Raw genomic sequence first — 22655 nt, 5'->3', positions numbered from 1 at the left:
GTTTCCCCGGTCGGCGCCGCCCCCATCGCCCAGGCGCCGGATAGTCCAGCGCTGCAAGGATACTTGCCATGCCTTCCCTCCAGCTCTACAGCGACAGTTCACCCAACGGATTCAAGATCACCATCGCCCTCGAGGAACTGGGGCTGCCCTACGCACTGCACCACGTTCGCATCGACCATGGCGAGCAACGCCGCCCGGAATTCCTGCGCCTGAATCCACATGGCCGGATACCGGTGCTGGTAGACCGGGCCGCCGGCATCACCCTGTTCGAGTCGGCGGCGATCCTGCAGTACCTGGCGGAGACCAGCGGGCGGTTGCTTCCCGACGCCCCCCGGGAACGCTGGGAGGCCCTGACCTGGCTGACTTTCCATGCTTCCAGCATGGGCCCCATCCTCGGCCAGCGCGTGCATTTCGAGATCTTCGCCGAAGAGCGGTACCCGCCGGCCATCGAACGCTATCGGCGGCTCTCCGAGGAGGTTTTCGCCACCCTCGACCAGCGCCTGGCCGGACGGCCCTGGCTGGCCGGTGAGCAATACTCCATCGCCGATATCGCCACCTTCGGCTGGACCCATACGGCGCGGATCGTCGACTTCGACTTCAGCCATTATCGCCACCTGGACAACTGGCACCGGCGCATGGCCCTGCGGCCTGCGGTGCAGCGCGGGATCCTCCTGCCGGAACCGGCGGTGGGTCCATGAGCGCCCTGCTGCAAGGCGCCTCGGCGCCGGCCTTCGTCGGGCACCCTGGCTATCGGCGCATGTTCGCCGCAGACGCGCTGACCCTGGGCCTGTTCCTGCCGTTGCGTTTCTACCAGGGCGACATGCGGGTGCTGCTGGGCCAGGCGCGGTTGGTCGAAGAAATCGATCGACTGGGATTCGCCGCCGTCTGGGTACGCGACGTACCGCTGTTCGACCCACGCTTCGGCGATGCCGGACAAGTGTTCGACCCGTTCACCTACCTTGGCTATCTGGCCGCGCGGACCCGCCGTATCGCCCTGGCCACCGGCAGCGCGGTGCTTGCCCTGCGCCAACCGGTCGACCTGGCCAAGGCCGCGGCGAGCGTCGACCGGTTGTCCGGCGGACGCCTGGTGCTGGGCCTCGCCTCCGGCGACCGGCCGGTGGAGTTCCCCGCCTACGGGTTGGAGCATGCGCAGCGCGGCGAGCGGTTCGCCCAGGGCCTGGACTACCTGCGCCAACTGCTGCACGGCTGCCGGCACGTCGCCTCGCCGCTCGGTACGCTGGACGACGCCGAACTGTTGCCGCGTCCGCCGGCCGGCGCCATCCCGCTGGTCGTCACCGGCTCCGCGCGGCAGCCGGCGGACTGGCTGGCACGCCAGGCGGATGGCTGGCTGACCTATCCGGAGTCGACTGTCGATGCGTCCGGACCACGTCGCCTGGCCCGGAAGATCCGCGCCTGGAGGATGTCCATCGCGGACGGCGGGTTCCGCCCGCACATGACCAACGAATGGCTGGACCTGGTGGACGACCCGGCGTATCCGCGTACGCCGTTGCACGGCGGCTACGTCCTGCGCACCGGGCGCAACGGCCTGATCGAGCTGCTCGGCGAATGGCGCGCGGCGGGCGTCAACCATGCCGCCCTGGGCATCCAGTTCGCCGCCAGGCCGGCAGCGGAAGTCATCCAGGAACTGGCCGAGGAGGTGCTGCCGTTGTTCCCGTCCCACCCGGGCGTGCAGCCGGCGAGCATGGACTGGTAGCTGACCGATTCGGTCAACCGAGCCTGAGCGCTCGCGTCATTGAGGGCGCCGGCCGGCGCCGCCTACCCTGCGGAACCACTGACCGCAGGGAGTCCCCGTACATGCAACGGCAGATCTTCGAGACCGAACACAACCTGTTCCGCGATGCCTTCCGCGCCTTTCTCGACAAAGAGGTGGTACCGCACCAGGATGCCTGGGAAGAGGCCGGGGTGGTCGACCGCGCTGTCTGGAGGAAGGCGGGGGAGATGGGCTTCCTGCTGCCCTGGGCGGACGAGGAGTACGGTGGCGCCGGGCTCAAGGACTTCCGCTACGAGCAGATCATGTGCGAGGAGCTGGCGCGGATCAACGAGCCGGGCTTCATGATCCCGCTGCACTCGGCGTTGTGCGGGCCGTACATCGCCGAATACGGTAGCGCCGAGCAGAAGGCCCGCCTGTTGCCGGGGATCGTCCGTGGCGAGACCATCCTCGCCGTGGCCATGACCGAGCCGTCCGCCGGCTCCGACCTGGCCGGCATGCGCAGCACCGCGGTGGACAAGGGCGACCACTGGCTGCTCAACGGCTCCAAGGTGTTCATCTCCAACGGCCTGCTGGCCGACCTGGTGATCGTCGCGGCGAAGACCGATCCGGCGAACAAGCACGCCATGGGCCTGTTCCTGGTGGAGCGCGGCATGCAAGGCTTCGAGCGCGGGCGCAACCTGAAGAAGCTCGGCATGAAGAGCCAGGACACCGCCGAGCTGTTCTTCAACAATGTGCGGGTGCCGAAGGAAAACCTGCTGGGCGACGCCAAGGGCGGCTTCTTCTACCTGATGAACATGCTCGCCCAGGAGCGCCTGACCAACGCCTGCGGCGCGGTGGCCGGGGCCGAGGCGGCGTTGCAGGCGACCATCGACTACGTGAAGGAGCGCCAGGCCTTCGGCCGGCCGGTGGCGCACTTCCAGAACACCCGCTTCAAGCTCGCCGAAATGCGTACCCAGATCGACGTGGCGCAGGTCTTCACCGACCGCTGCGTGATGGACCACAACCAGAAGAAGCTGTCCCCCGAGGTCGCCGCCGAAGCCAAGCTGTTCACCACCGAGCTGCTGGGCAAGGTGGTCGACGAAGGCGTGCAACTGCATGGCGGCTGGGGCTACATGTGGGAGTATCCGATCTGCAGGATGTACGCCAACGCCCGCATCCAGCGGATCTTCGCCGGTACCTCGGAGATCATGAAAGAGATCATCAGCCGCGGCATGAAGCTCTGACGCCACGGCCATGTCGCGCCGCGCGGCGGGTGGATAGGCTGCTCGGCAGGCGATCCCGACCAATGCCCGGCGACCCAGAGGAGGGAGCATGAAAGGCCCGTTGTCATCGTTGAAAGTGCTGGATTTCTCGACCCTGTTGCCGGGGCCGTTCGCCTCGCTGCTGCTGGCCGACATGGGGGCGGACGTGCTGCGCGTGGAGTCGCCCGGGCGCATGGACCTGGTGCGGGTGCTGCCGCCGCACGTCGACGGCACCTCGGCCAGCCATGCCTACCTGAACCGCAACAAGCGTTCCATCGGCCTCGACCTGAAGCGGCAGGGCGCGCGCGAGGTGGTGCTGGAGCTGGTACGCGAATACGACATCGTCCTCGAACAGTTCCGTCCGGGGGTGATGGACAAGCTCGGCGTCGGCTACGAGGCGCTGAAGGCGGCGAACCCGCGGCTGATCTACGTGGCCATCACCGGCTACGGCCAGACCGGGCCGTACCGCGAGCGCGCCGGGCATGACATCAACTACCTGGCGCTGGCCGGCGTCGCCAGCTACACCGGGCGCCGCGAGCGTGGCCCGTTGCCGCTGGGGGTGCAACTGGCGGACCTCGCCGGCGGTTCGTTGCATGGCGTGATGGGCCTGCTGGCGGCGGTCATCCACCGGCAGCAGACCGGCGAGGGGCAGTTCGTCGACATCAGCATGACCGACTGCGCCTTCAGCCTGAACGGCATGGCCGGTGCAGGCTATCTCGCGGCCGGGGTCGAGCCGGAGATGGAGGCGCTGGCGCTGAACGGCGGCAGCTTCTACGACTACTACCGCACCCGCGATGGCCGCTGGTTCTCGGTGGGCAGCCTGGAACCGCAGTTCATGCAGCAGTTCTGCGCCGCCATCGGCCGCCCGGAACTGGCCGCCCGCGGCCTGTCGCCGAAGCCGGAAGAGCAGCGGGCGCTGAAGCGCGAGATCGAGATGGAGTTCGAGAAACGCGACTTCGCCGAATGGCAGGCGGTGTTCGCCGCCCTGGATGCCTGCGTGGAGCCGCTGCTGCCGCTCTCCGAGGCGCTGGAACACCCGCAGTTGCAGGCGCGCGGGCTGGTCGCCCGGGTGCCGCTGGCGGACGGCGGCAGCCAGGCGCAGATGGCCTGTCCGATCAAGTTTTCCGCCGGCCTGCCGGCGCCTCGCCACATCGGCGCGGCGCTCGGCGCCGACACCGTGGCGGTGCTCGAAGGCCTGGGCTACTCCGCCGAACGGATCGCCGAGCTGAAGGCGGCCGGGGCCATCGCCTGAATCACTCGCGGAGCACTTCGCCGGTGAACACCAGGGTCGCCTTGCAGCGCCGGCAGTAGTAGCGGCGCCCCTTGGCCACCAGGGTGTGGCGTTGCGGGGAGAACGGGAAGTCGTTGTGCTCCGGGCAATGGCAGCGGTACAGGTAGCGGGTGGTGGCGCGGCGCTTGACCGCGTAGGTGTGGCAGCGGTCCGGCGGCAGGCCGTAGATGCCGCGCATGATCAACTGCCACTCCTCGCCGTGGGGGCGGATGCGCGGGCCGAACAACTGGTGCGCGATCAGGTGCGCGACTTCGTGGGCCACGGTCTGTTCCAGGAAGTGCTCGCGGTTCTCGCGGTACAGCTGGGGATTGAAGCGCAGCAGGTTCTCGTCGAGATGGGCGACCCCGGCTTTCTGGCCGCGCAGGCGGAAGCTGACGGTCGGGCGGGGGAAGCTGCGTTGGAAGAAGTGTTCGGCCTGCCGATAGCAGGCCTCGACGCGGGCGTTGAGGTGTTCGGGCATTCGGGAAGACTCCAGCAGCGGGCGATTATGCCGGAGACAGGAGGGCGGGCGCAGGCGTCGGGACGACCGCTCGTCCGGGGTGCAGGATCAGGCAAGCGCGGCGGCGGGCAAGAAAAAACCGGGCGGCGGTTGCCCGCGGCCCGGTCGTACGATGCGTTCGCTGGACGTCAGCTGGTGTATTCCGGGCCGACCCCGCTGCCCCAGAGGATCACCGACAGGGCGATCATCGCCACCAGCACCACCAGGCCCACCGCCAGCACCGAGCTGGAGAACAGGAAGCCTTCGTCCTTGTGGATGTTCATGAAGGTGGGAATCCCCACGTAGAGCAAGTAGACCGTGTAGCTGATCGCCGCCACCCCGACGATCATTCCCAGCCAGAGGTGCGGATACAGCGCCGCCAGCCCGGCGATGAACAGCGGCGTGGCGTTGTAGGCGGCGAACACGATGCACTGGGTCAGGCTCGGGTTGGCGTCGTAGGTCCGCGCCATCCAGTGGATGAACGCGCCCATCACCGCCACCCCGGCGAGCATCGCCAGGTAGGTGAGGACCGTCATCTGCAACGCGCTGGCCTGGGTCAACTTGACCGGATCGCCGCCGCCGACCACCCAGCCGACCTGGGTCGTGCCGATATAGGCGGAAATCGCCGGAATGGCAGCCAGGATCAGGATGTGGGTCAGGTACATGTGGCTGATGCTTTCTTCTTCGCCACGGATTTCCTGCCATTCCTGATCGGGATGGGTGAAGAGCCCCCATACATGATGGATCATGCCGTTTCCTCCTCGTTCTTATGTGGTCGCCCCCCAGCGAAGCGCCGGGCGCGCATGGACAGCGCCACCCGGTGCTCGGCCGACCTATGCGACCTTATGTCGCAGTATAGGAACGGCCCGAGCCCGCGTCGCTCGCGGGTTTAGAGCAAATCGAAGCTTCACGGCCGGCTGTAATAGCGTTGCAGTATTTCCATCGCCTTGTTGATCGATTGCAGGCGCGCAGTGCTGCCGCCGCGGTCGGGATGGTGCTGGCTGACCAGTTGCCGGTAGCGCAGCTTGATGGCGGGATAGTCGACCGCGCCCTCCAGCTCGAACAGGGCGAGGGCGGCAGCCTTCTCCTCGCTGCCCTGCATGCGCGTCCAGAAACTCTGCAGCAGCCGCTCGACGTCGGCCTCGCTGGTCTCCCCCAGGTGACGCAGGTCGAGGTAGTAGTCGCGCAGCGGATCGCCCTGTTCCAGCGCCTGCGTGCCATCCACGTAAGGATGCAGGCGCAGGCTCAGCGGGCTGATCTCCAGGTGCGCCTCGCGCTCGGCCCAGAGGTGGTCGCGCAGGTGGTAGAGCGCGTTGAACAGGAGGAAATGGGTGCGGAACAGCACCAGCTTGTCGGCCAGTTCGCGATGGGGGATATGCGTCGAATGGCGGGCCTTCAGCAGCTGGATCAACTGGTATTCGGAAAGCCCCTCGGGATGCTCGCGCAGCAGGCAGAGGATCTGCCCGGCGAGGTCGAGGCGGTGGTCGAGGTCGGGAGTCATGGGACAAGACTAGCATCGGGCGTCGGGAGGGGCTGGGGTCGGCGTCGCTTTGTGCGTAAAATAGCCAGCTTTTCTCCTCGAACACCCGGATTCCAGAGCACCATGGGCACCCTTTCGGTCAATCAGAACAAACTGCAGAAGCGCCTGCGCCGCCTGGCCGGCGAGGCCATCACCGACTTCAACATGATCGAGGATGGCGACAAGGTCATGGTCTGCCTGTCCGGCGGCAAGGACAGCTACACCATGCTCGACATCCTGCTCTACCTGCAGAAGGTCGCGCCGATCCGCTTCGAGATCGTCGCGGTGAACATGGACCAGAAGCAGCCCGGTTTTCCCGAGCACGTCCTGCCGGAGTACCTGAAGTCGATCGGCGTGGAGTACCACATCGTCGAGAAGGACACCTACTCGGTGGTCAAGGAGAAGATCCCGGAAGGCAAGACCACCTGCTCGCTGTGCTCGCGCCTGCGCCGTGGCACGCTGTACACCTTCGCCGACGAGATCGGCGCGACCAAGATGGCCCTCGGTCACCATCGCGACGACATCCTCGAGACCTTCTTCCTCAACATGTTCTACGGCGGCACCCTGAAGGCCATGCCGCCGAAGCTGCTGGCCGACGACGGGCGCAACGTGGTGATCCGGCCGCTGGCCTATTGCAGCGAGAAGGACATCGAGGCCTATTCCCAGCTCAAGGAGTTCCCGATCATCCCCTGCAACCTCTGCGGTTCGCAGGAGAACCTGCAGCGCCAGGTGGTCAAGGAAATGCTGTTGGAATGGGAACGCAAATCGCCGGGGCGTACCGAGATCATGTTCCGCGCCCTGCAGAACGTGGTGCCGTCGCAACTGGCCGACCGCAACCTGTTCGACTTCGCCAACCTGCGCATCGACGAGAACGCCACGCCGCGCTTCCTCGACGTGATGAACCTCTGAGCCGCGCCGCGGGTCAGTTCTTCTCTCCGGTCTGCAAGGATTCCCGATGCGCGACTACGCCTGGATGTACGAATACTGCCTGAACCGCTTCGGCTCCAGGGAGGCGCTGGAAGCGCGCCTGCCGCAGCCGAAGAGCGCCGCCGAGCTGCGCGCGGTGGGTGACGACCGCTACCTGTCGCTGATCAGCCTGCGGATCTTCCGCGCCGGCCTCAAGCACAGCCTGGTGGACGCCAAGTGGCCAGCCTTCGAGGAAGTGTTCTTCGGCTTCGATCCGCAGAAGGTCGTGCTCATGAGCGCCGAGCATCTCGAGCGGCTGATGCAGGACGCCCGCCTGATCCGCCACCTGGGCAAGCTCAAGAGCGTGCCGCGCAATGCGCAGATGGTGCTCGACCTGGCCCGCGAGCATGGCAGCTTCGGCAACTTCCTCGCGGATTGGCCGGAAACCGACATCGTCGGCCTGTGGAAGCTGCTGTCCAAGCGCGGCAACCAGCTCGGCGGCTTGTCGGCGCCGCGTTTCCTGCGGATGGCCGGCAAGGACACCTTCATTCCCAGCGACGACATGGTCGCCGCGCTGAAGGCCCAGGAAATCATCGACAAGCCGCCCACCAGCCTCAAGGACCTAGCGGCCGTCCAGGGAGCCTTCAACCAGTGGCGCGAGGAGAGCGGCCGGCCGCTGTGCCAGCTGTCGGTGATGCTGGCACATACGGTCAATCATTGAGCTAGAGGCTCAGCCGACCGCTGCCGATCATCCACAGCGCCGCCAGCGCGAGGACCAGCACCAGCGCCGCGACGCTGCCTTCGGCGCGATTGCCGAACGCCGGCAGGCCGCGCTGGCGACGGGCATGCAGGAAGAAGCCCAGGCCTGGCGCGTAGAGGATCATCGACAGCAGCAGGTATTTCAGCCCGGCGGCGTAGATCAGCCAGACCCCGTAGAGCGTCCCCAACAGCGCCAGCGCCAGCATCGCGCCCGAGTGTGGGCGGCGCGCCACCAGCTTCAGGCAGAAGCCGGCGCAGAGCAGGTAGGGGATCAGCGCCATCGAGGTGGCCAACTGGATCAGCGCGTTGTAGCCCGAGGCGTTGAGGAAGGCCACCAGCAGCAGCGCAGAGATCAGCGTGCTGGTCAGCCACAGTGCCGGCGCCGGGGTTTCCACCGTATTGGTGCGGCCGAACAGTGCCGGCGCGGTGTGCGTTGGGCCACGGCTGGCCAGGTAGAGCATTTCCACCGCGAGCATGGTCCAGGCCAGCAGCGCGCCGCCGACCGAGACGATCAGCCCGACGTTGATCAGCGTGGCGCCCCAGGGGCCCACCGCCGCGGCCATCACCTGGGCCATCGAGGGGTTCTTCATCTGCGCCAGTTCGTGCTGCGGCACCACGCCCAGCGACAGCACCGAGACGCAGACCAGCAACAGCAGGGTGACCACGAAGCCGAGCAGGGTTGCGCGGCTGACATCGGCCGCGTGCCGCGCGTGGCTGGCATAGACCGTGGCGCTCTCGATGCCGAGGAATACCCAGACGGTGTAGAGCATGGTGGTTTCCACCTGGCGGGTGACGCTGCCCAGGGCCGGGCTGCCCCAGAAGTCCAGGTGAAAGGTCTCGATGCGGAAGGCCAGGGCTACGCAGAGGATGAACAGGGCGATCGGCACCACCTTGGCGAGGGTCACGATGGCGTTGGTCATCGCCGCGTTGTGCACGCCGTGGAGGACGAAGGCATGCATCAGCCAGAGCACCGTCAATTCGCCGAGCAGCGCCGGCCAGGTGGTTCCGTCGCCGAAGAAGGCCAGCGCGCCGAACGAGCCGAGGGCGCTGAACAGCACCACCAGGTAGCCGGCGTTGCCGACCCAGGCGGAAATCCAGTAGCCCCAGGCGGCATTGAACCCCAGGTATTCGCCGAAGCCTTCGCGGGCGTAGCCGTAGACGCCGTCGTCCAGTTCGGGGCGGGTGGTCGACAGCCACTGGAATATCCGCGTCAGGGTCAGCATGCCGACGAAGGTGATCGCCCAGGCGATCAGGATCGCGCCGGCGCCTGCGCCTTCGGCCATGTTCTGCGGCAGGCTGAAGATGCCGCTGCCGATGATGCCGCCCACCACCAGCGCGGTCAGCGCCGGCAGCCCCAGTTTTCCCTTGTCCGAATCGGCCATGTGGCACCTCCGAAACTGCATCCGGTATGTCGCGCCCGGCGCAGGCGGAGCCTGCGCCGGGGTGCGACGGCGGGAGGCGGCGGGTCGGTCCGCCGCGGCATGGTTCAGAAGCGCAGCGACATGCAACTGACGCCGCCGTCGATCTTGCGATATTCGGAGGTGTCCACCTCGATCACCCGGTAGCCGAGGCGGGCGATCTTCTCGCGGGTCCGGGGATAGCCGGCGGGCATGATCACCCTTTCGTTGACCCAGATGCAGTTGGCGGCGTAGGACTCCTCTTCGGGGATCTCGATGATGTTGAAGTCCTGGAACTCCGGCTTGCTGACGAACTCGCCGGCGGCCAGCAGGTTGTTGTGTTCCAGGTAGGCGAGCCCGGTCTTCAGGTGCAGGACCTTTTCCAGGCGCACCACCGAGCCGCTGAGGCCATGTTTCTCCAGGATCGCGATCATCTGCCGGGCGCCCTCGGCGTTGGTGCGGGCCGATTCGCCGATGTAGAAGTGGTCGCCGACCATCATGATGTCGCCGGCTTCCACCGTGCCGGGTGCCTCGATGCGCTCGACCTTGCCCGGATAGAAGCGCTGCACGGTTTCCTCGATGATCTCGGTCTCGCCGCGCCGCGATTCGGCGCCGGGGCGGGTGATGATGGCGCAGCGCGAGGTGCAGAGCACCGGGTCCTCGACGAACACCGAGTCGGGGAAGCGTTCGTCCGGCGGCAGCAGGGTGATGTCCACGTCGCAGGTCTGCAAGGCGCGGATGTAGGCGTTGTGCTGCTCCAGGGCCTTGGCGTAGTCCGGCTTGCCGAGGTGGCTGGAGGTCAGGCCGTCGACCAGGCTGCGGGCGGGCGTGCGAGCGATGATGTGCTTGAACATGACGATTTTCCTCGTGTGGGGACGACGAGGTCGTTGCAAGCCACGCGCCAGCCAACGCCCGGGAATTGCCTTGGAAATCCTTGATAAATCGGAGGATTTTCCTGGTTTTCCGAGGGCTTGGTTGATCCACGCCAAGGATGCTCGGTCGCGCTGCGTCGAAGATGGGACAACTGACGAGATTTCGACATCCGGGAAACCGAGGGGGAGAGCATGGCGCTTGTCGAGGAGCCGACGATTTCCACGCGAAGCGGTGAACTGGCCTGGTTGGTGGACTGCCTGGCGCCGATTTTCGACGGCCTGCGGCAACCGGTCACGGTGGTCGACCCCTCCGGTCGCTTCGTCTACTACAACCGTGCCAGCGGCCTGCTCGATGGTCTCGACCCGCAGCGGGCGTTGGGTATGCACCTGTTGCAGAGCGCTCCCTGGCTGGCGGCCGAGCAAAGCACGCTGTTGCGTTGCCTGGCCGAAGGGCGGCCGTCGATCGATACGCTGCAGGCCTACGTGGGGGCCGGCGGCGAGCTGTTGCAGTATCGCCACCGGGCGATCCCGCTGCGCGGGCGCGACGGTTGCCTGCTCGGCGCGATGGAACTCGGCGAAGTCGTCGCCGAGACCGAAGAGGCCGCAGGCCTGGCGGATTGCCCGAACATCCTGAGCGTGGCGCCGAGCCTGCTGCGGCAGGTGCAGCGCCTGGACGTTTTCGCCGCCACCGACCTGCCGCTGCTGATCCATGGCGAGACCGGCACCGGCAAGGAACTGTTCGCCCGTCGCGCCCATGCCCTGAGCCCGCGACGCAGCGGTCCGATGATCAGCCTGAACTGCGCAGCGATTCCCGAGACGCTGCTGGAAAGTACCCTGTTCGGCACCACCCGCGGCGCTTTCACCGGCGCCGAGAACCGCAAGGGCATGTTCGCCCTGGCGCAGGGCGGCAGCTTGTTCCTCGACGAGATCAATTCCATGCCGATGGCCATGCAGAGCAAGCTGCTGCGGGTCCTGCAGGACGGCAGCTACCTGCCTCTGGGCAGCCTGAGCCCGCAGCGGGCCGATGTACGCCTGATCGCGGCGAGCAACCAGCCGCCGCGCCAGGCGATCGCCGAGGGACGCCTGCGCGAGGACCTGTACTACCGTCTGGACGTGGGCAGCCTGTGCATCCCGCCGCTGCGCGAGCGCCCCGGCGATGTGGAACTGCTGGCACGGGCGTTCGTCCGTCGCGATGCGCGCAGCCTCAACCCGCGTGTCACCGCTCTTGGCGAGCGGGCGCTGGCGCAGTTGCTGGCCTGCGACTGGCCGGGCAACGTCCGGCAACTGGAAAACGTGATCCGGCGCAGCCTGTTGCTGCACGGGGAGGGCGGCGCACTGCTGGATGAGGTGGCGTTCGCCGACGACGGCGCCGAGGCCGTGGGCGGCGAGGCCGCGCTCTCGATGAACAGCGCGGCGGTCGGAGGCCTGCGCGAGGCGCTGGCGCAACAGGAGCGCAACCTGATAGAAGACGCCTTGCGCCAGGCGCGCGGCAATCTCTCCCGGGCCGCCGCCCGGTTGCGGATTCCGCGCACGACCCTGCTCGGGCGCATGCGCCGGCTCGGCTTGCCGGCTTCCCTCGATCCGCCAGCCTGACAGGAGCCAACCATGGACAGCCACAGCCCGATCGCCACCGTCGCCCAGGCCCTGCGGCGCGCCGAACGCATCCTGGTCATCACCGGCGCCGGCCTCTCCGCGGACTCCGGTATGCCCACCTATCGCGGCCTCGGCGGTCTCTACAACGGTCGCACGGAAGAGGGCCTGCCGATCGAGGCGGCACTTTCCGGACCGATGCTGCGGCGCGATCCGGCGCTGTGCTGGAAGTACCTCGCGGAACTCGGCAAGGCTTGCCTGGCGGCCCGACCCAACGCCGGCCACGAAGCCATCGCCGAGTTGCAGAAGCACAAGCCGGAATGCTGGGTGCTGACCCAGAACATCGACGGCTTCCATCGCCAGGCCGGCTCGCCGGCCGAGCGGCTGATCGAGATCCATGGCGAACTGGCGCCGCTCTACTGCCAGTCCTGCGGTGCCGAGAGCGGCGGCCTGGAGGAGCATCTGCACGGCCAGTTGCCGCCGCGCTGCGCCGCTTGCGGTGGGGTGCTGCGGCCGCCGTTGGTGCTGTTCGAGGAAATGTTGCCGGAAGAGGCGATCGATACCCTGTACCGCGAATTGCGCAAAGGCTTCGATGCGGTGCTGGTGGTGGGAACCACCGCGAGCTTCCCCTATATCGTCGAACCGGTGCTGCGCACGCGGCAGGCGGGAGGCTTCACCGCGGAGGTGAATCCTGGCGTGACCGACCTCAGCGAGCGGGTCGATGTGAAAATGACAGGACGAGCCTTAGACATCATGCCGCAGGTGGTAAGTCACATTTATCGATAAAAAACTTGCATAGGATTGATCGAGAAGGCAAATTAGCCCGCTAGTAAAACTAATGAGACACGGTCGTGCCCATGCTTAAACGCTTAGCACCCCTCGTGCCCATGAGTTTCGTTCTGCTGCTGGCCGCTTGCGCCAGCCATTCGCCGGAGCCGCAGGTCGCCAAAGAGCCGACCGCAGCCAAGAGCAGCATCGACGTCGAACGCGACGCGATCGCTTGGCAGGATGTTGAGGACGAAGGGGCGGACAATTCATCGGCTGGTACGCCTGCGCTGGCGTCCAGCATCCTCGAGCGCGCTTTCGAACTGATCGGTACGCCGTACCGTTTCGGCGGTACGACGGCGAAAGGCTTCGATTGCAGCGGCTTCGTCGGCTACCTGTTCCGCGAGGAGGCCGGCATCAAGCTGCCGCGCTCCACCCGCGAACTCATCGATATGGACGTACCGCTGGTCTCCAAGGACGAGCTGCAGCCCGGCGACCTGCTGTTCTTCAACAACCGTGGCCGTGGCCGCGTCAGCCACGCCGGCATCTACATCGGCGATGGCCAGTTCATCCATTCCGCCAGCCGTCGCGGCGGCGGGGTGCGGGTGGACAGCCTGGACTCCAGCTACTGGAGCCTGAGCTACATGGAAGCCAAGCGGGTGCTCGAACCCGGCTACAAGGATGCCCTGACGAGCAAGCGCTAAACTTAAAGTTTTACTTTAAGTATTGCGTTTAACTCCTTGTCGTAGCAAAGTGGAAGCATTCCTCACCAGGAAGGCTTCCACTATGCATGCACTGGCCCGATTCTCGATCCTCGCCTTTGCTGCGCTGCTTACCGCCTGCGCCAGCAAAGCGCCGCCCCCCGCGCCCGCCAAACAGGTCGTATTCCGTCCGGCGACGAATTTCTCGCCCGCCGCCGACGATGTGCTGTTCCGTGCCCTCGGCCTGGTCGGCACGCCCTACCGCTGGGGCGGCAACACGCCCGATTCGGGCTTCGATTGCAGCGGCCTGATCAACTTCGTCTACCGCGACATGACCGGCATCAAGCTGCCGCGCTCGACCCGCGAGATGATTTCCATGCGCGCGCCCAGCGTGCCGGTGCAGGCCCTGCAGACCGGCGACCTGGTGTTCTTCGCCACCTCCGGTGGTCGCACCGTGAGCCATGCCGGCATCTACGTCGGCGAGGGTCGCTTCGTGCATGCGCCGCGCACCGGCGGCACGGTGCGCCTGGACAGCCTGCAGAACAGCTACTGGCAACGCGCGTACCTGGACGCCAAGCGCGTGCTGGTCGCGCCGTCGCCGTTGGCGCGGGTGCCCTGAGGCGGGGAGGTCCGGGCCGATGACCACCCGCACCCTCAACCTCGACGACAACCTCTACCGCTACCTGCTGGACGTTTCGCTGCGGGAAACCCCGCTGATGACCCGCCTGCGCGAGGAAACCGCGAAGCTGCCCAACGCACGCTGGCAGATCGCCCCCGAGCAGGGCCAGTTCATCGCCTTGCTGCTGACCCTGATCGGCGCGCGGCGGGCGCTGGAGGTCGGCACCTTCACCGGCTACAGCGCCCTGTGCATGGCTACCGCCCTTGGCGAGCAGGGGCGTCTTACCTGTTGCGACCTGCCCGGCGACTACCACCTGACTGCGCGCCGCTACTGGCGCGAAGCCGCTGTCGAGGAGCGCATCGAGCTACGCCTCGGGCCCGCCCTGGAAACCCTGCGTGCGTTGCTCGACGAAGGCCTGGCCGGGCAGTTCGACCTGGCCTTCATCGACGCCGACAAGGCCAACTACCCCGAATACCTGGAGGCCGCGCTGGCGCTGGTGCGCCAGGGTGGGCTGGTGCTTTTCGACAACGTGCTGTGGAGCGGCCGGGTGCTCGAAGCGCAGCCGAAGAGTGCGGATACCCGCGGCATCCAGCAGCTCAACCTGGCGCTGAAGAACGACGCGCGGGTGGACTACTCGCTGCTGCCGATCGGCGACGGGCTGAGCGTCTGTCGCAAGCGCTGAGCGAGGCTCAGCGCACGCCCCACGGCGGGCTGCCCAGGGCCTGCTGGAGAAACTGGACGAACAGCTTCACTTTCGGCGAGAGGGTTGCCGCTCGCGAATACATGGCGTAGATCAGGTCGTCCAGCGGCCGCTCCTGCGGCAGGGCCTCGACCAGCCGGCCGGCGGCCAGGTCCTCGGCGGCGATGAACAGCGGCAGCATCGCCAGGCCCAGGCCACGCACCGCGGCGTCGCGCATGGTCTGGCCGTTGTTGGTGTTGAAGCGTCCGCGCGGGGTGATCATCCGCGCCGGCTCGCCGGCCACCCGCGGCTCGAAGCTCCATAGCTGCGACGGGGTGTTGTGGCTGTAGCCGATGCAGGGATGGCAGAGGATGTCTTCGATACGTTGCAGCGGGCCGTGCCGTTCCAGGTATTCCGGGCTGCAACACACTACCCGGCGGCTGGTGCCCAGTTGGCGGGCGATCAGCGAGCTGTCCTGCAGGCGGGTGATGCGGATCGCCAGGTCGTAGCCTTCCTTCTCGAAGTCGACGATCCGGTCGTCCAGTTGCAGGACCACTTCCAGGCGCGGGTTGCGCGCCATGAATTCCATCACCAGCGGCCCCAGCCAGAGCGTGCCGAAGCTCATCGGCGCCATCACCCGCAATTCCCCGCACAGGTCGTTCTCGCGCAGGGCCACGCTTTCCGCGGCGTTGTTCAGGTCCTGCAGCGAGGCCTTGGCCGACTTGTAGAAGAAGCCGCCGGCCTCGGTCGGCTCGACGTTGCGCGTCGAGCGGTAGAGCAGGCGCACGCCGAGGTGGCGCTCCAGGTCGCTGACGCGTTTGCTGATCACGGACTTGGACAGGCTCATGCGTTCGGCGGCGGCGCTGATGCTGCCCAGCTCGACCACGTTGAGGAAGGCCTGTATGTCTTCAAGGCGCAGGCTCATGGCGAATCTCGAAACAATCGGGAGGCAGACTGTCGCATGCGGGAGAACTCCTGGTAAGGGGATGCGCGCGTCGCACGTACGGGAAAGACAATGGCAGGGCAAGCGTAGCGCGCCCGGGGAATGGCATTGTTCTCGTATCGAGAACACCGTTTTCGCATTTTACCGGGCGGTAAATCGCTGTCGCTGTCACTACTCTTGATGGGCGGCGTGCGCTCCCGAGACCGCCCATGCTTGCCTCCCAGGAGGCGCTTCGTTTCACACCGCGCGGCGACGGACGCCGCCCGAGACCGGAGAAACACCATGTCCTTCACCTACAAGCGACTCGACAAGAACGATGCGGCGGTGCTGTTCGTCGACCACCAGGCAGGCCTGCTCTCCCTGGTCCGCGATTTCAGCCCGGACGAGTTCAAGAACAACGTCCTGGCATTGGCCGACATCGCCAGGTTCTTCAACCTGCCGACCATCCTCACCACCAGCTTCGAGGATGGCCCCAACGGCCCGCTGGTGCCGGAACTCAAGGAAATGTTTCCGCAGGCCCCGTACATCGCCCGCCCCGGCAACATCAACGCCTGGGACAACGAGGACTTCGTCAAGGCAGTCAAGGCCACCGGCAAGAAGCAACTGATCATCGCCGGCGTGGTGACCGATGTCTGCGTAGCCTTCCCGACCCTCTCGGCACTGGAGGAGGGGTTTGACGTATTCGTCGTCACCGACGCCTCCGGCACCTTCAACCCGGTGGTGCGCGACGCCGCCTGGGCGCGCATGACCGCCGCCGGCGCGCAACTGATGAACTGGTTCAGCGTCGGCTGCGAACTGCACCGCGACTGGCGCAACGACATCGAAGGCTTCGGTGCCATCCTCGGCGGCCACCTGCCGGCGTACGCCAACCTGATCCAGAGCTTCGGCACGAAGAAGTAAGCCGGCTTCGCCGCTGTCCCGGACACAAGGCACTCCGACCATCGGGTGCCTTGTGTCGTTTTCCGTCCAGATGTTTTCATCGGAACGCCGCTTCGCCGGAACCCGAGGTTCCGGCACGCCCCCCATGCACAGGAGAAACCCCATGGCTACCCAGGTCGTCAACGCTTCCCTCGGCACCACCCCTTATCGCGTGACCCTCGGCGACGACAGCCACCAGTGGCTGAGCGACGTGCCGGCCGCCCTCGGCGGCGCCGACAGCGGTCCCTCGCCGCACGAGATCCTGCTCTCGGCGCTGGGCGCCTGCACGGCGATCACCGTGGCGATGTACGCGCAGCGCAAGGAGTGGCCGCTGGAGGGTATCGACGTGCAACTGAACATCGTCGAGGAACGCACCAAGCCGGAGCCCTTCACCCATATCCGCCGCGACATCCGCCTGGCCGGCGATCTCGACGCCGAGCAGCGCCAGCGTCTGCTGGAGATCGCCAATGCCTGCCCGATCCATCGTGTACTCTCCGGAGAGGTCAGCGTCAGCAGCCAGCTACGCGACTGAACCCGCACGCACAACGAGGAGCACGGCATGAGCGACGACATCAAGGTATTGGGCATTTCCGGCAGCCTGCGCAGCGGCTCCTACAACAGCGCGGCGCTGCAGGAGGCGATTGGCCTGGTCCCGCCGGGCATGAGCATCGAGCTGGCGGACATCTCCGGCATCCCGCTGTACAACGAGGACGTCTACGCCCTCGGCTTCCCGCCCGCGGTGGAACGCTTCCGCGAGCAGATCCGCGCGGCGGACGCGCTGCTGTTCGCCACCCCGGAATACAACTATTCGATGGCCGGGGTGCTGAAGAATGCCATCGACTGGGCCTCGCGGCCGCCGGAGCAGCCGTTCTCCGGCAAGCCGGCGGCGATCCTCGGTGCCAGTGCCGGGCGTTTCGGCACCGCGCGGGCGCAGTATCACTTGCGCCAGACGCTGGTGTTCCTCGACGTTCATCCGCTGAACAAGCCGGAAGTGATGATCTCCAGCGCGCAGAACGCCTTCGACGCCCAGGGCCGGCTGCTCGACGACAAGGCGCGCGAGCTGATCCAGCAGCAGTTGCAGGCCCTGCAGCTATGGGTGCGCCGCCTGCGCGGTTGAATGCCTCGTCACCGGAGAGCCTGAACATGAGCAATACCGAAGAGCGTTGCGACCTGTCCTCCTCGCGGGACTGTCCGGAGCGCCGCGAACACCTGCTGCAACGGGTCACCGCGCGTGCCGCGGAAATCGGCGGCGGGATCACCGTCAGTCGGCTGATGCCGTCGCGCCAGCGGCGGATGATCGGTGCCTGGTGCTTCCTCGACCATGCCGGTCCCGCCGAATTCGAACCTGGCGGCGGACTGGCCGTGGGCCCGCACCCGCACATCGGCCTGCAGACCTTTACCTGGATGATCCAGGGCGAGGCGTTGCACCGCGACAGCCTGGGCAACGTCCAGGTGATCCGCCCCGGCCAGGTCAACCTGATGACCGCCGGTCATGGCATCGCCCACACCGAGGAGTCGCTGCCCGACGAGCGCCACGCCCACGCCGCGCAGTTGTGGATCGCGCTGCCCTACGAGCAGCGCGACATCGCCCCGGCCTTCGACCATCATCCCGACCTGCCGCGCTGGCAGGAGCAGGGGGTCACCTTCACCCTGCTGGCCGGTGCGCTGGCCGGGCGACAGGCGCCGTGCCGGCTCTACTCGCCGCTGCTCGGTGCCGACCTGGCCTGCCACGACGCCTCGACCCTGCAACTGACGCTCGACCCGCACTTCGAGTACGGCCTGCTGCCGCTGGAAGGCGGGTTGGAAGTGGGCGGCGAGCATTTCGCGGTGAACGAACTGGCCTACCTGGGCGACGGCCGCGACGGCCTGCAACTGCAACTCGACCCTGGCGCGCGGGTGCTGTTGCTGGGTGGCGCACCGTTCGGTGCGGAGATCTTCATGTGGTGGAACTTCGTCGGCCACAGCAAGGGCGAGATCGCCCGGGCGCAGAAGGCCTGGGAGGAGGGGGATGCCCGCTTCGGCCGGCTCGACGCCCTGGAAGGGCCGCGCTTGAGCGCTCCGCCGATTCCCTGGAAGATCGACGCCGAGTGAGGTCGATGTGCCGCCGGGTGCCCCGGCGGCGTCCTCGAATGCCTGTCGGCGATCGTTGTGGACCTGCGGCCTGGCGATTCGCCGGCAGCGGGAAAACTTTCTGCACCCATCGCCGGTCAGAACTCGCCTATCGCATGCACCGAACAGGAAGTGAGCCACATGCAATTCGAACACCTGGTCCAGGTCAACGACCGGACACTTGTCGACCTGCCGGTCCTCGACCGGCTGCAACTCTGGGAAGGCCTGGTCTGCCGTGCGCGCGAGCCACAGTATTTCGTCGTCGGCCTGGAGCGTTTCGAGATCCTCGTCGATGACGGCGACCGCCTGCACCGGCGCCTGTACCTGCCGGGTCTGGTGGTCGAGGACGAAGTCGTGCTGAAGGCGCCGGACAGTGCCCACTACAGTATCAAGCCGAGCGCCGAGGTGGCCGGCGGCAGCCTCGACATGACCATCGAGGAGCCGGAACCCGGCTCGCTGTTCGTGCGTTTCGCCTACTGCACCCGCTACCTGCAGCCGCTGGGCGACGAACTACCCTACGACGCCTTCGTCAAGCAGGCCTATATCGCCATGGATGTGGAGACCATCGCCACCATCCGCGACCGGTTCGGCGCCAGCGCCGCCAGCGGGAGTTGAGCGTGGAACACGGAAGCAGTTTTCTCCAGTCCGGCGTGGTCTTCCTGATCGCGGCGGTGTTCATGGTGCCGCTGGCCAAGCGTCTGCAACTGGGCGCGGTGCTCGGCTACCTGCTGGCCGGCGTGCTGATCGGTCCCAGCGTGCTGGGCCTGGTGGACAACCCGGAAAGCGTCGCGCAGATCTCCGAGATGGGCGTGGTATTGCTGCTGTTCATCATCGGCCTGGAGCTGTCGCCGCGGCGCCTGTGGGTGATGCGCAAGTCGGTGTTCGGCGTCGGCCTGCTGCAGGTGCTGCTGACCGGCCTGGTGATCGGCACCGTGGCCCTGGTCGGCTTCGACCAGCCGGTGAACAGCGCGGTGGTGCTCGGCCTGGGCCTGGCGCTGTCGTCCACCGCCTTCGGCCTGCAGATCCTCGCCGAGCGCAAGGAACTGACCCAGCCCCATGGCCGCCTGGCCTTCGCCATCCTGCTGTTCCAGGACATCGCGGCGATCCCGCTGATCGCCATGATCCCGCTGCTCAGCGGTGCGCACAGCGACGCCGGCGGCAGCGAACTGACCCAGACCCTCAAGGTGGTCGGCAGCATCGCCGCGGTGGTGGTCGGTGGCCGCTACCTGCTGCGCCCGGTGTTCCGCATCGTCGCCCAGACCAAGCTGCAGGACATGTCCACCGCCACCGCGCTGCTGGTGGTGATGGGCACCGCGCTGCTGATGGAGCTGGCCGGCGTGTCCATGGCCCTCGGTGCCTTCCTCGCCGGCCTGCTGCTGGCCGACTCGGAGTACCGCCACGAACTGGAGGCGCAGATCGAGCCGTTCAAGGGCCTGTTGCTCGGCCTGTTCTTCATCAGCGTGGGGATGAGCGCGGACATCAGCCTGCTGCTCAAGTCGCCGTGGATGGTGCTCGGCCTGACCGTGCTGCTGATCGCCCTGAAGGCGCCGGTGCTGTACTTCGTCGGACGCATTTCCGGCGGCCTCGACAAGGCCTCGGCGCTGCGCCTGGGCGTGGTCCTGGCGGCCGGCGGCGAGTTCGCCTTCGTCGTGTTCAAGATGGCCCGCGACCAGGGCCTGTTCCAGAACGACCTGCACAACCTGCTGGTGCTTTCCATCACCCTGTCGATGGCCCTGACCCCGTTGCTGGTACTCGGCCTCGCGCGCCTGCTGGCGAAGGAGCCGGAGGCGACGAAGCCGCCGCCGGAAATGGAACGCATCGACAACGACGACACCCCGCGCGTGGTGATCGCCGGGGTCGGCCGCATGGGCCAGATCGTCGCTCGCGTGCTGCGCGCCCAGCGCGTGCCGTTCATCGCCCTGGACACCTCGGTGGAGACCATCGAGCTGACCCGTACCCTCGGCGCGATCCCGATCTTCTACGGCGACCCGATGCGCCCGGAGATCCTTCGCGCGGCCCAGGTAGAGAAGGCCGAGTTCTTCGTCATCGCCACCGATGACCCGGAGACCAACATCGAGACGGCCAAGCGCGTGCGCAAGCTGTATCCGCACCTGAAGATCATCGCTCGCGCGCGTAACCGCCAGCACGTCCACCTGTTGCTCGACGCCGGGGTCGAGCCGGTGCGCGAGACCTTCTTCTCCAGCCTGGAGATGAGCCGCATGGTGCTCTGCGGCCTGGGTCTGAGCGAGGAACAGGCGGACGCGCGGATCCGTCGTTTCCGCCGGCACGACGAAGAGGTCCTGGCCTCCCAGCACCTGTTCTACAACGACCGCGACGCGCTGATCAAAAGCGCTCGCGAGGCGCGGGTCGAGCTGGAGACGCTGTTCCAGACCGACCAGTTGGAAGACCGTGGCGCGGTAGCGGCGGAGACCCCGGAGAAACCTTCCCGCGCCTCCTAGCGCCCGACCCATGCCGGTACGCCGGCATGGGTGATTCCCACGCCTGGGTCCATACTTTGCGGATATCGCAGTACGAAGGTTGGGATACCCGCGCGGCATCCCCTCTGTAGGGTGGAGGGCATCAGCCCAGCAGACGGCTGGACGCTTCCGCCGATCGAGGAACCTTATGCCTGTCGAACACCTGGACGTACTCATCGTCGGCGCCGGATTGTCCGGCGTCGGCGCCGCCTACCACCTGATGAAGCATTGCCCCGGCAAGAGCTTCGCCCTGCTCGAAGGGCGCGCGGCGATGGGCGGTACCTGGGACCTGTTCCGCTACCCCGGCATCCGTTCCGACTCGGACATGTTCACCCTCGGCTACAACTTCAAGCCATGGAGCGATCCTAAGGCCATCGCCGACGGTCCGTCGATCCGCCGCTACATCGAGGAGACCGCACGGGAGAACGGCATCGACCGGAAGATCCGCTACCGCCACCGGGTGCTCAGGGCCGACTGGGATTCCGCCAATGCGCGCTGGAACCTCGACGTGCAGCGCGGCGACGAGCCCGAGCCGCTGCGCATGACCGCGCAGTTCCTGCTGATGTGCACCGGCTACTACCGCTACGAGGCCGGCTATACCCCGGAATTCGTCGGTCGCGAGGACTTCGCCGGGCAGGTCGTCCATCCGCAGCTGTGGCCCGAGGACCTCGACTACAGCGGCAAGAAGGTGGTGGTGATCGGTAGCGGCGCGACCGCCGTGACCCTGGTGCCGTCGCTGACCGACAAGGCCGCCCACGTCACCATGTTGCAGCGCTCGCCATCCTACGTGATCACCCTGCCGCAGAAGGACGCGATCTCCAATTTCCTCCGCCGCTTCCTTCCGGAAACCTGGATCTACCGCCAGGCGCGGGCGCGCAACGTGGCCATGCAGATGGTCTTCTTCATGCTCGCCAGGACCTTCCCCGGCCTGGTCCGCAAGGCCCTGCTCAAGCTGGCCAGCCTGCAACTGGGCAAACGCTTCGACATGCGTCACTTCAGCCCGCGCTACAAGCCGTGGGACGAGCGGGTCTGCGCGGTGCCGGACGGCGACCTGTTCAAGGTGCTGCGCAAGGGCAAGGCGTCGGTGGTCACCGAGCACATCGACCGCTTCGTCGAGCGGGGCATTCGCCTGAAGACCGGCGAGGTGCTGGAGGCGGACATCATCGTCACCGCCACCGGCCTCGACCTGGTGATGTTCGGCGGCGCCGAGCTGGCGGTCGACGGCAAGCCGTTCCAGGTCAACCAGAGCATGGGCTATCGCGGCATCATGCTGCGCGACCTGCCGAACCTGGCGGCGGTGGTCGGCTATACCAACGCCAGCTGGACGCTCAAGGCGGACCTCTCCAGCGAATACTTCTGCCGCCTGATCAATCACATGGATGCCACCGGCATGCGCCAGGTGACCGCCCGCGACAGCACCGGCGACGTGCGCGAGGAGCCCTTCCTCAACCTCGACTCCGGCTACATCCAGCGCGCCGCCGAGCGCATGCCCAAGCAGGGCGACCGGATGCCCTGGAAGCTTTACCAGAACTACGTCCTCGACCTGGCGCTGCTGCGCTACGGCAAGGTCGAGGACGGCTACCTGGTGTTCTCCTCGCCGGCGCCGCAGCGGCAAGCCGGCGGCGCGGCGGTGCAGGCCCTGGGCTGAACCCGGTGGGC

Annotated in this window: 24 protein-coding genes; 18 read left to right on the top strand and 6 right to left on the bottom strand. The window is 66.9% G+C overall.

What is annotated here, in order from left to right; translation table 11 throughout:
* Nucleotides 1–68: 68 nt before the first annotated feature.
* The 4 genes from JHD77_RS07200 (at nucleotide 69) to JHD77_RS07185 (ending at nucleotide 4225) form a co-directional block, all read left to right on the top strand.
* Nucleotides 69–698, top strand: coding sequence for a glutathione S-transferase family protein (locus JHD77_RS07200; protein ID WP_017001463.1), 630 nt, complete (start codon nucleotides 69–71; stop codon nucleotides 696–698).
* Nucleotides 695–1714 carry an LLM class oxidoreductase gene (locus tag JHD77_RS07195; RefSeq protein WP_003112461.1) on the top strand — a complete coding sequence of 340 codons (1020 nt, stop codon included), beginning with the start codon at nucleotides 695–697 and terminating at the stop codon, nucleotides 1712–1714. The genes JHD77_RS07200 and JHD77_RS07195 overlap by 4 nt, the downstream gene beginning before the upstream one ends.
* A gap of 101 nt (nucleotides 1715–1815) precedes the next feature.
* On the top strand, nucleotides 1816–2955 hold the full coding sequence (locus JHD77_RS07190; RefSeq protein WP_003082447.1) for an acyl-CoA dehydrogenase family protein: 1140 nt from the start codon (nucleotides 1816–1818) through the stop codon (nucleotides 2953–2955).
* 88 nt (nucleotides 2956–3043) lie between these two features.
* The gene (locus JHD77_RS07185; protein ID WP_003082450.1) at nucleotides 3044–4225 is read left to right on the top strand and encodes a CaiB/BaiF CoA transferase family protein; all 1182 of its coding nucleotides are present in this window, start codon (nucleotides 3044–3046) and stop codon (nucleotides 4223–4225) included.
* A gap of 1 nt (nucleotide 4226) precedes the next feature.
* On the opposite strand, the gene JHD77_RS07180 is transcribed toward JHD77_RS07185, so the two are convergent.
* The 3 genes from JHD77_RS07180 to JHD77_RS07170 form a co-directional block, all read right to left on the bottom strand.
* Nucleotides 4227–4724: a SprT family zinc-dependent metalloprotease gene (locus JHD77_RS07180; protein ID WP_003082453.1), complete on the bottom strand. Its 498-nt coding sequence runs from the start codon at nucleotides 4722–4724 to the stop codon at nucleotides 4227–4229.
* A gap of 167 nt (nucleotides 4725–4891) precedes the next feature.
* Nucleotides 4892–5491 carry a Yip1 family protein gene (locus tag JHD77_RS07175; RefSeq protein WP_003082455.1) on the bottom strand — a complete coding sequence of 200 codons (600 nt, stop codon included), beginning with the start codon at nucleotides 5489–5491 and terminating at the stop codon, nucleotides 4892–4894.
* 158 nt (nucleotides 5492–5649) lie between these two features.
* A complete protein-coding gene (locus JHD77_RS07170) occupies nucleotides 5650–6243 on the bottom strand; it encodes a DNA-J related domain-containing protein (protein ID WP_003082458.1) in 594 nt (197 codons plus the stop codon).
* A gap of 102 nt (nucleotides 6244–6345) precedes the next feature.
* Between JHD77_RS07170 and ttcA the strand changes: the two genes are divergently transcribed.
* Both ttcA and JHD77_RS07160 read left to right on the top strand, forming a co-directional pair.
* The gene (gene ttcA, locus JHD77_RS07165; RefSeq protein WP_003082462.1) at nucleotides 6346–7170 is read left to right on the top strand and encodes a tRNA 2-thiocytidine(32) synthetase TtcA; all 825 of its coding nucleotides are present in this window, start codon (nucleotides 6346–6348) and stop codon (nucleotides 7168–7170) included.
* Between the two features lie 46 nt (nucleotides 7171–7216).
* Nucleotides 7217–7888 carry a DNA-3-methyladenine glycosylase I gene (locus JHD77_RS07160; protein ID WP_003086605.1) on the top strand — a complete coding sequence of 224 codons (672 nt, stop codon included), beginning with the start codon at nucleotides 7217–7219 and terminating at the stop codon, nucleotides 7886–7888.
* A gap of 1 nt (nucleotide 7889) precedes the next feature.
* Here JHD77_RS07160 and JHD77_RS07155 read toward each other — a convergent pair whose 3' ends face one another.
* Together JHD77_RS07155 and ddaH are read right to left on the bottom strand one after the other, a co-directional pair.
* Nucleotides 7890–9308: a basic amino acid/polyamine antiporter gene (locus tag JHD77_RS07155; protein ID WP_031755280.1), complete on the bottom strand. Its 1419-nt coding sequence runs from the start codon at nucleotides 9306–9308 to the stop codon at nucleotides 7890–7892.
* Nucleotides 9309–9412: 104 nt separating this feature from the next.
* Complete coding sequence (gene ddaH, locus JHD77_RS07150) at nucleotides 9413–10177, bottom strand: dimethylargininase (RefSeq protein ID WP_003086612.1); 765 nt, start codon at nucleotides 10175–10177, stop codon at nucleotides 9413–9415.
* A 210-nt stretch (nucleotides 10178–10387) separates the two neighbouring features.
* Between ddaH and ddaR the strand changes: the two genes are divergently transcribed.
* From ddaR to JHD77_RS07125, 5 genes are all read left to right on the top strand, one after another.
* The gene (gene ddaR, locus JHD77_RS07145; RefSeq protein WP_031755279.1) at nucleotides 10388–11788 is read left to right on the top strand and encodes a transcriptional regulator DdaR; all 1401 of its coding nucleotides are present in this window, start codon (nucleotides 10388–10390) and stop codon (nucleotides 11786–11788) included.
* Nucleotides 11789–11800: 12 nt separating this feature from the next.
* A complete protein-coding gene (locus JHD77_RS07140; protein WP_031755278.1) occupies nucleotides 11801–12571 on the top strand; it encodes an NAD-dependent deacylase in 771 nt (256 codons plus the stop codon).
* A 65-nt stretch (nucleotides 12572–12636) separates the two neighbouring features.
* Nucleotides 12637–13254, top strand: coding sequence for a C40 family peptidase (locus JHD77_RS07135; RefSeq protein WP_003082470.1), 618 nt, complete (start codon nucleotides 12637–12639; stop codon nucleotides 13252–13254).
* Between the two features lie 82 nt (nucleotides 13255–13336).
* Nucleotides 13337–13870 carry a C40 family peptidase gene (locus JHD77_RS07130; RefSeq protein ID WP_003082473.1) on the top strand — a complete coding sequence of 178 codons (534 nt, stop codon included), beginning with the start codon at nucleotides 13337–13339 and terminating at the stop codon, nucleotides 13868–13870.
* 19 nt (nucleotides 13871–13889) lie between these two features.
* The gene (locus tag JHD77_RS07125) at nucleotides 13890–14552 is read left to right on the top strand and encodes an O-methyltransferase (protein ID WP_003086626.1); all 663 of its coding nucleotides are present in this window, start codon (nucleotides 13890–13892) and stop codon (nucleotides 14550–14552) included.
* A gap of 7 nt (nucleotides 14553–14559) precedes the next feature.
* On the opposite strand, the gene JHD77_RS07120 is transcribed toward JHD77_RS07125, so the two are convergent.
* Nucleotides 14560–15474, bottom strand: coding sequence for a LysR family transcriptional regulator (locus tag JHD77_RS07120; protein ID WP_003082475.1), 915 nt, complete (start codon nucleotides 15472–15474; stop codon nucleotides 14560–14562).
* Nucleotides 15475–15774: 300 nt separating this feature from the next.
* On the opposite strand from JHD77_RS07120, the gene ycaC reads away from it, so the two are divergent.
* The 7 genes from ycaC to JHD77_RS07085 all read left to right on the top strand — a co-directional run bounded on the left by ycaC (nucleotide 15775) and on the right by JHD77_RS07085 (nucleotide 22644).
* Nucleotides 15775–16392 carry an isochorismate family cysteine hydrolase YcaC gene (ycaC, locus tag JHD77_RS07115; protein WP_003082476.1) on the top strand — a complete coding sequence of 206 codons (618 nt, stop codon included), beginning with the start codon at nucleotides 15775–15777 and terminating at the stop codon, nucleotides 16390–16392.
* A 142-nt stretch (nucleotides 16393–16534) separates the two neighbouring features.
* Complete coding sequence (locus JHD77_RS07110) at nucleotides 16535–16942, top strand: OsmC family protein (RefSeq protein WP_003082478.1); 408 nt, start codon at nucleotides 16535–16537, stop codon at nucleotides 16940–16942.
* Nucleotides 16943–16969: 27 nt separating this feature from the next.
* Nucleotides 16970–17527, top strand: a complete 558-nt coding sequence (locus tag JHD77_RS07105) for an NAD(P)H-dependent FMN reductase (RefSeq protein ID WP_003082483.1) — start codon at nucleotides 16970–16972, stop codon at nucleotides 17525–17527.
* A 26-nt stretch (nucleotides 17528–17553) separates the two neighbouring features.
* Nucleotides 17554–18501, top strand: coding sequence for a pirin family protein (locus JHD77_RS07100; RefSeq protein WP_003145400.1), 948 nt, complete (start codon nucleotides 17554–17556; stop codon nucleotides 18499–18501).
* Nucleotides 18502–18660: 159 nt separating this feature from the next.
* Nucleotides 18661–19134, top strand: coding sequence for an SRPBCC family protein (locus JHD77_RS07095; protein WP_003082488.1), 474 nt, complete (start codon nucleotides 18661–18663; stop codon nucleotides 19132–19134).
* Nucleotides 19135–19136: 2 nt separating this feature from the next.
* Nucleotides 19137–20978, top strand: a complete 1842-nt coding sequence (gene kefB, locus JHD77_RS07090) for a glutathione-regulated potassium-efflux system protein KefB (protein ID WP_003112454.1) — start codon at nucleotides 19137–19139, stop codon at nucleotides 20976–20978.
* Nucleotides 20979–21144: 166 nt separating this feature from the next.
* Nucleotides 21145–22644 carry a flavin-containing monooxygenase gene (locus JHD77_RS07085; protein ID WP_003082495.1) on the top strand — a complete coding sequence of 500 codons (1500 nt, stop codon included), beginning with the start codon at nucleotides 21145–21147 and terminating at the stop codon, nucleotides 22642–22644.
* The last annotated feature ends 11 nt before the right edge of the window (nucleotides 22645–22655 follow it).

The organism is Pseudomonas sp. P20 (assembly GCF_016463925.1).
In the GTDB taxonomy this organism is placed as follows: Bacteria; Pseudomonadota; Gammaproteobacteria; order Pseudomonadales; family Pseudomonadaceae; genus Pseudomonas; species Pseudomonas aeruginosa.
This window is presented reverse-complemented; position numbering and strand designations above follow the sequence as displayed.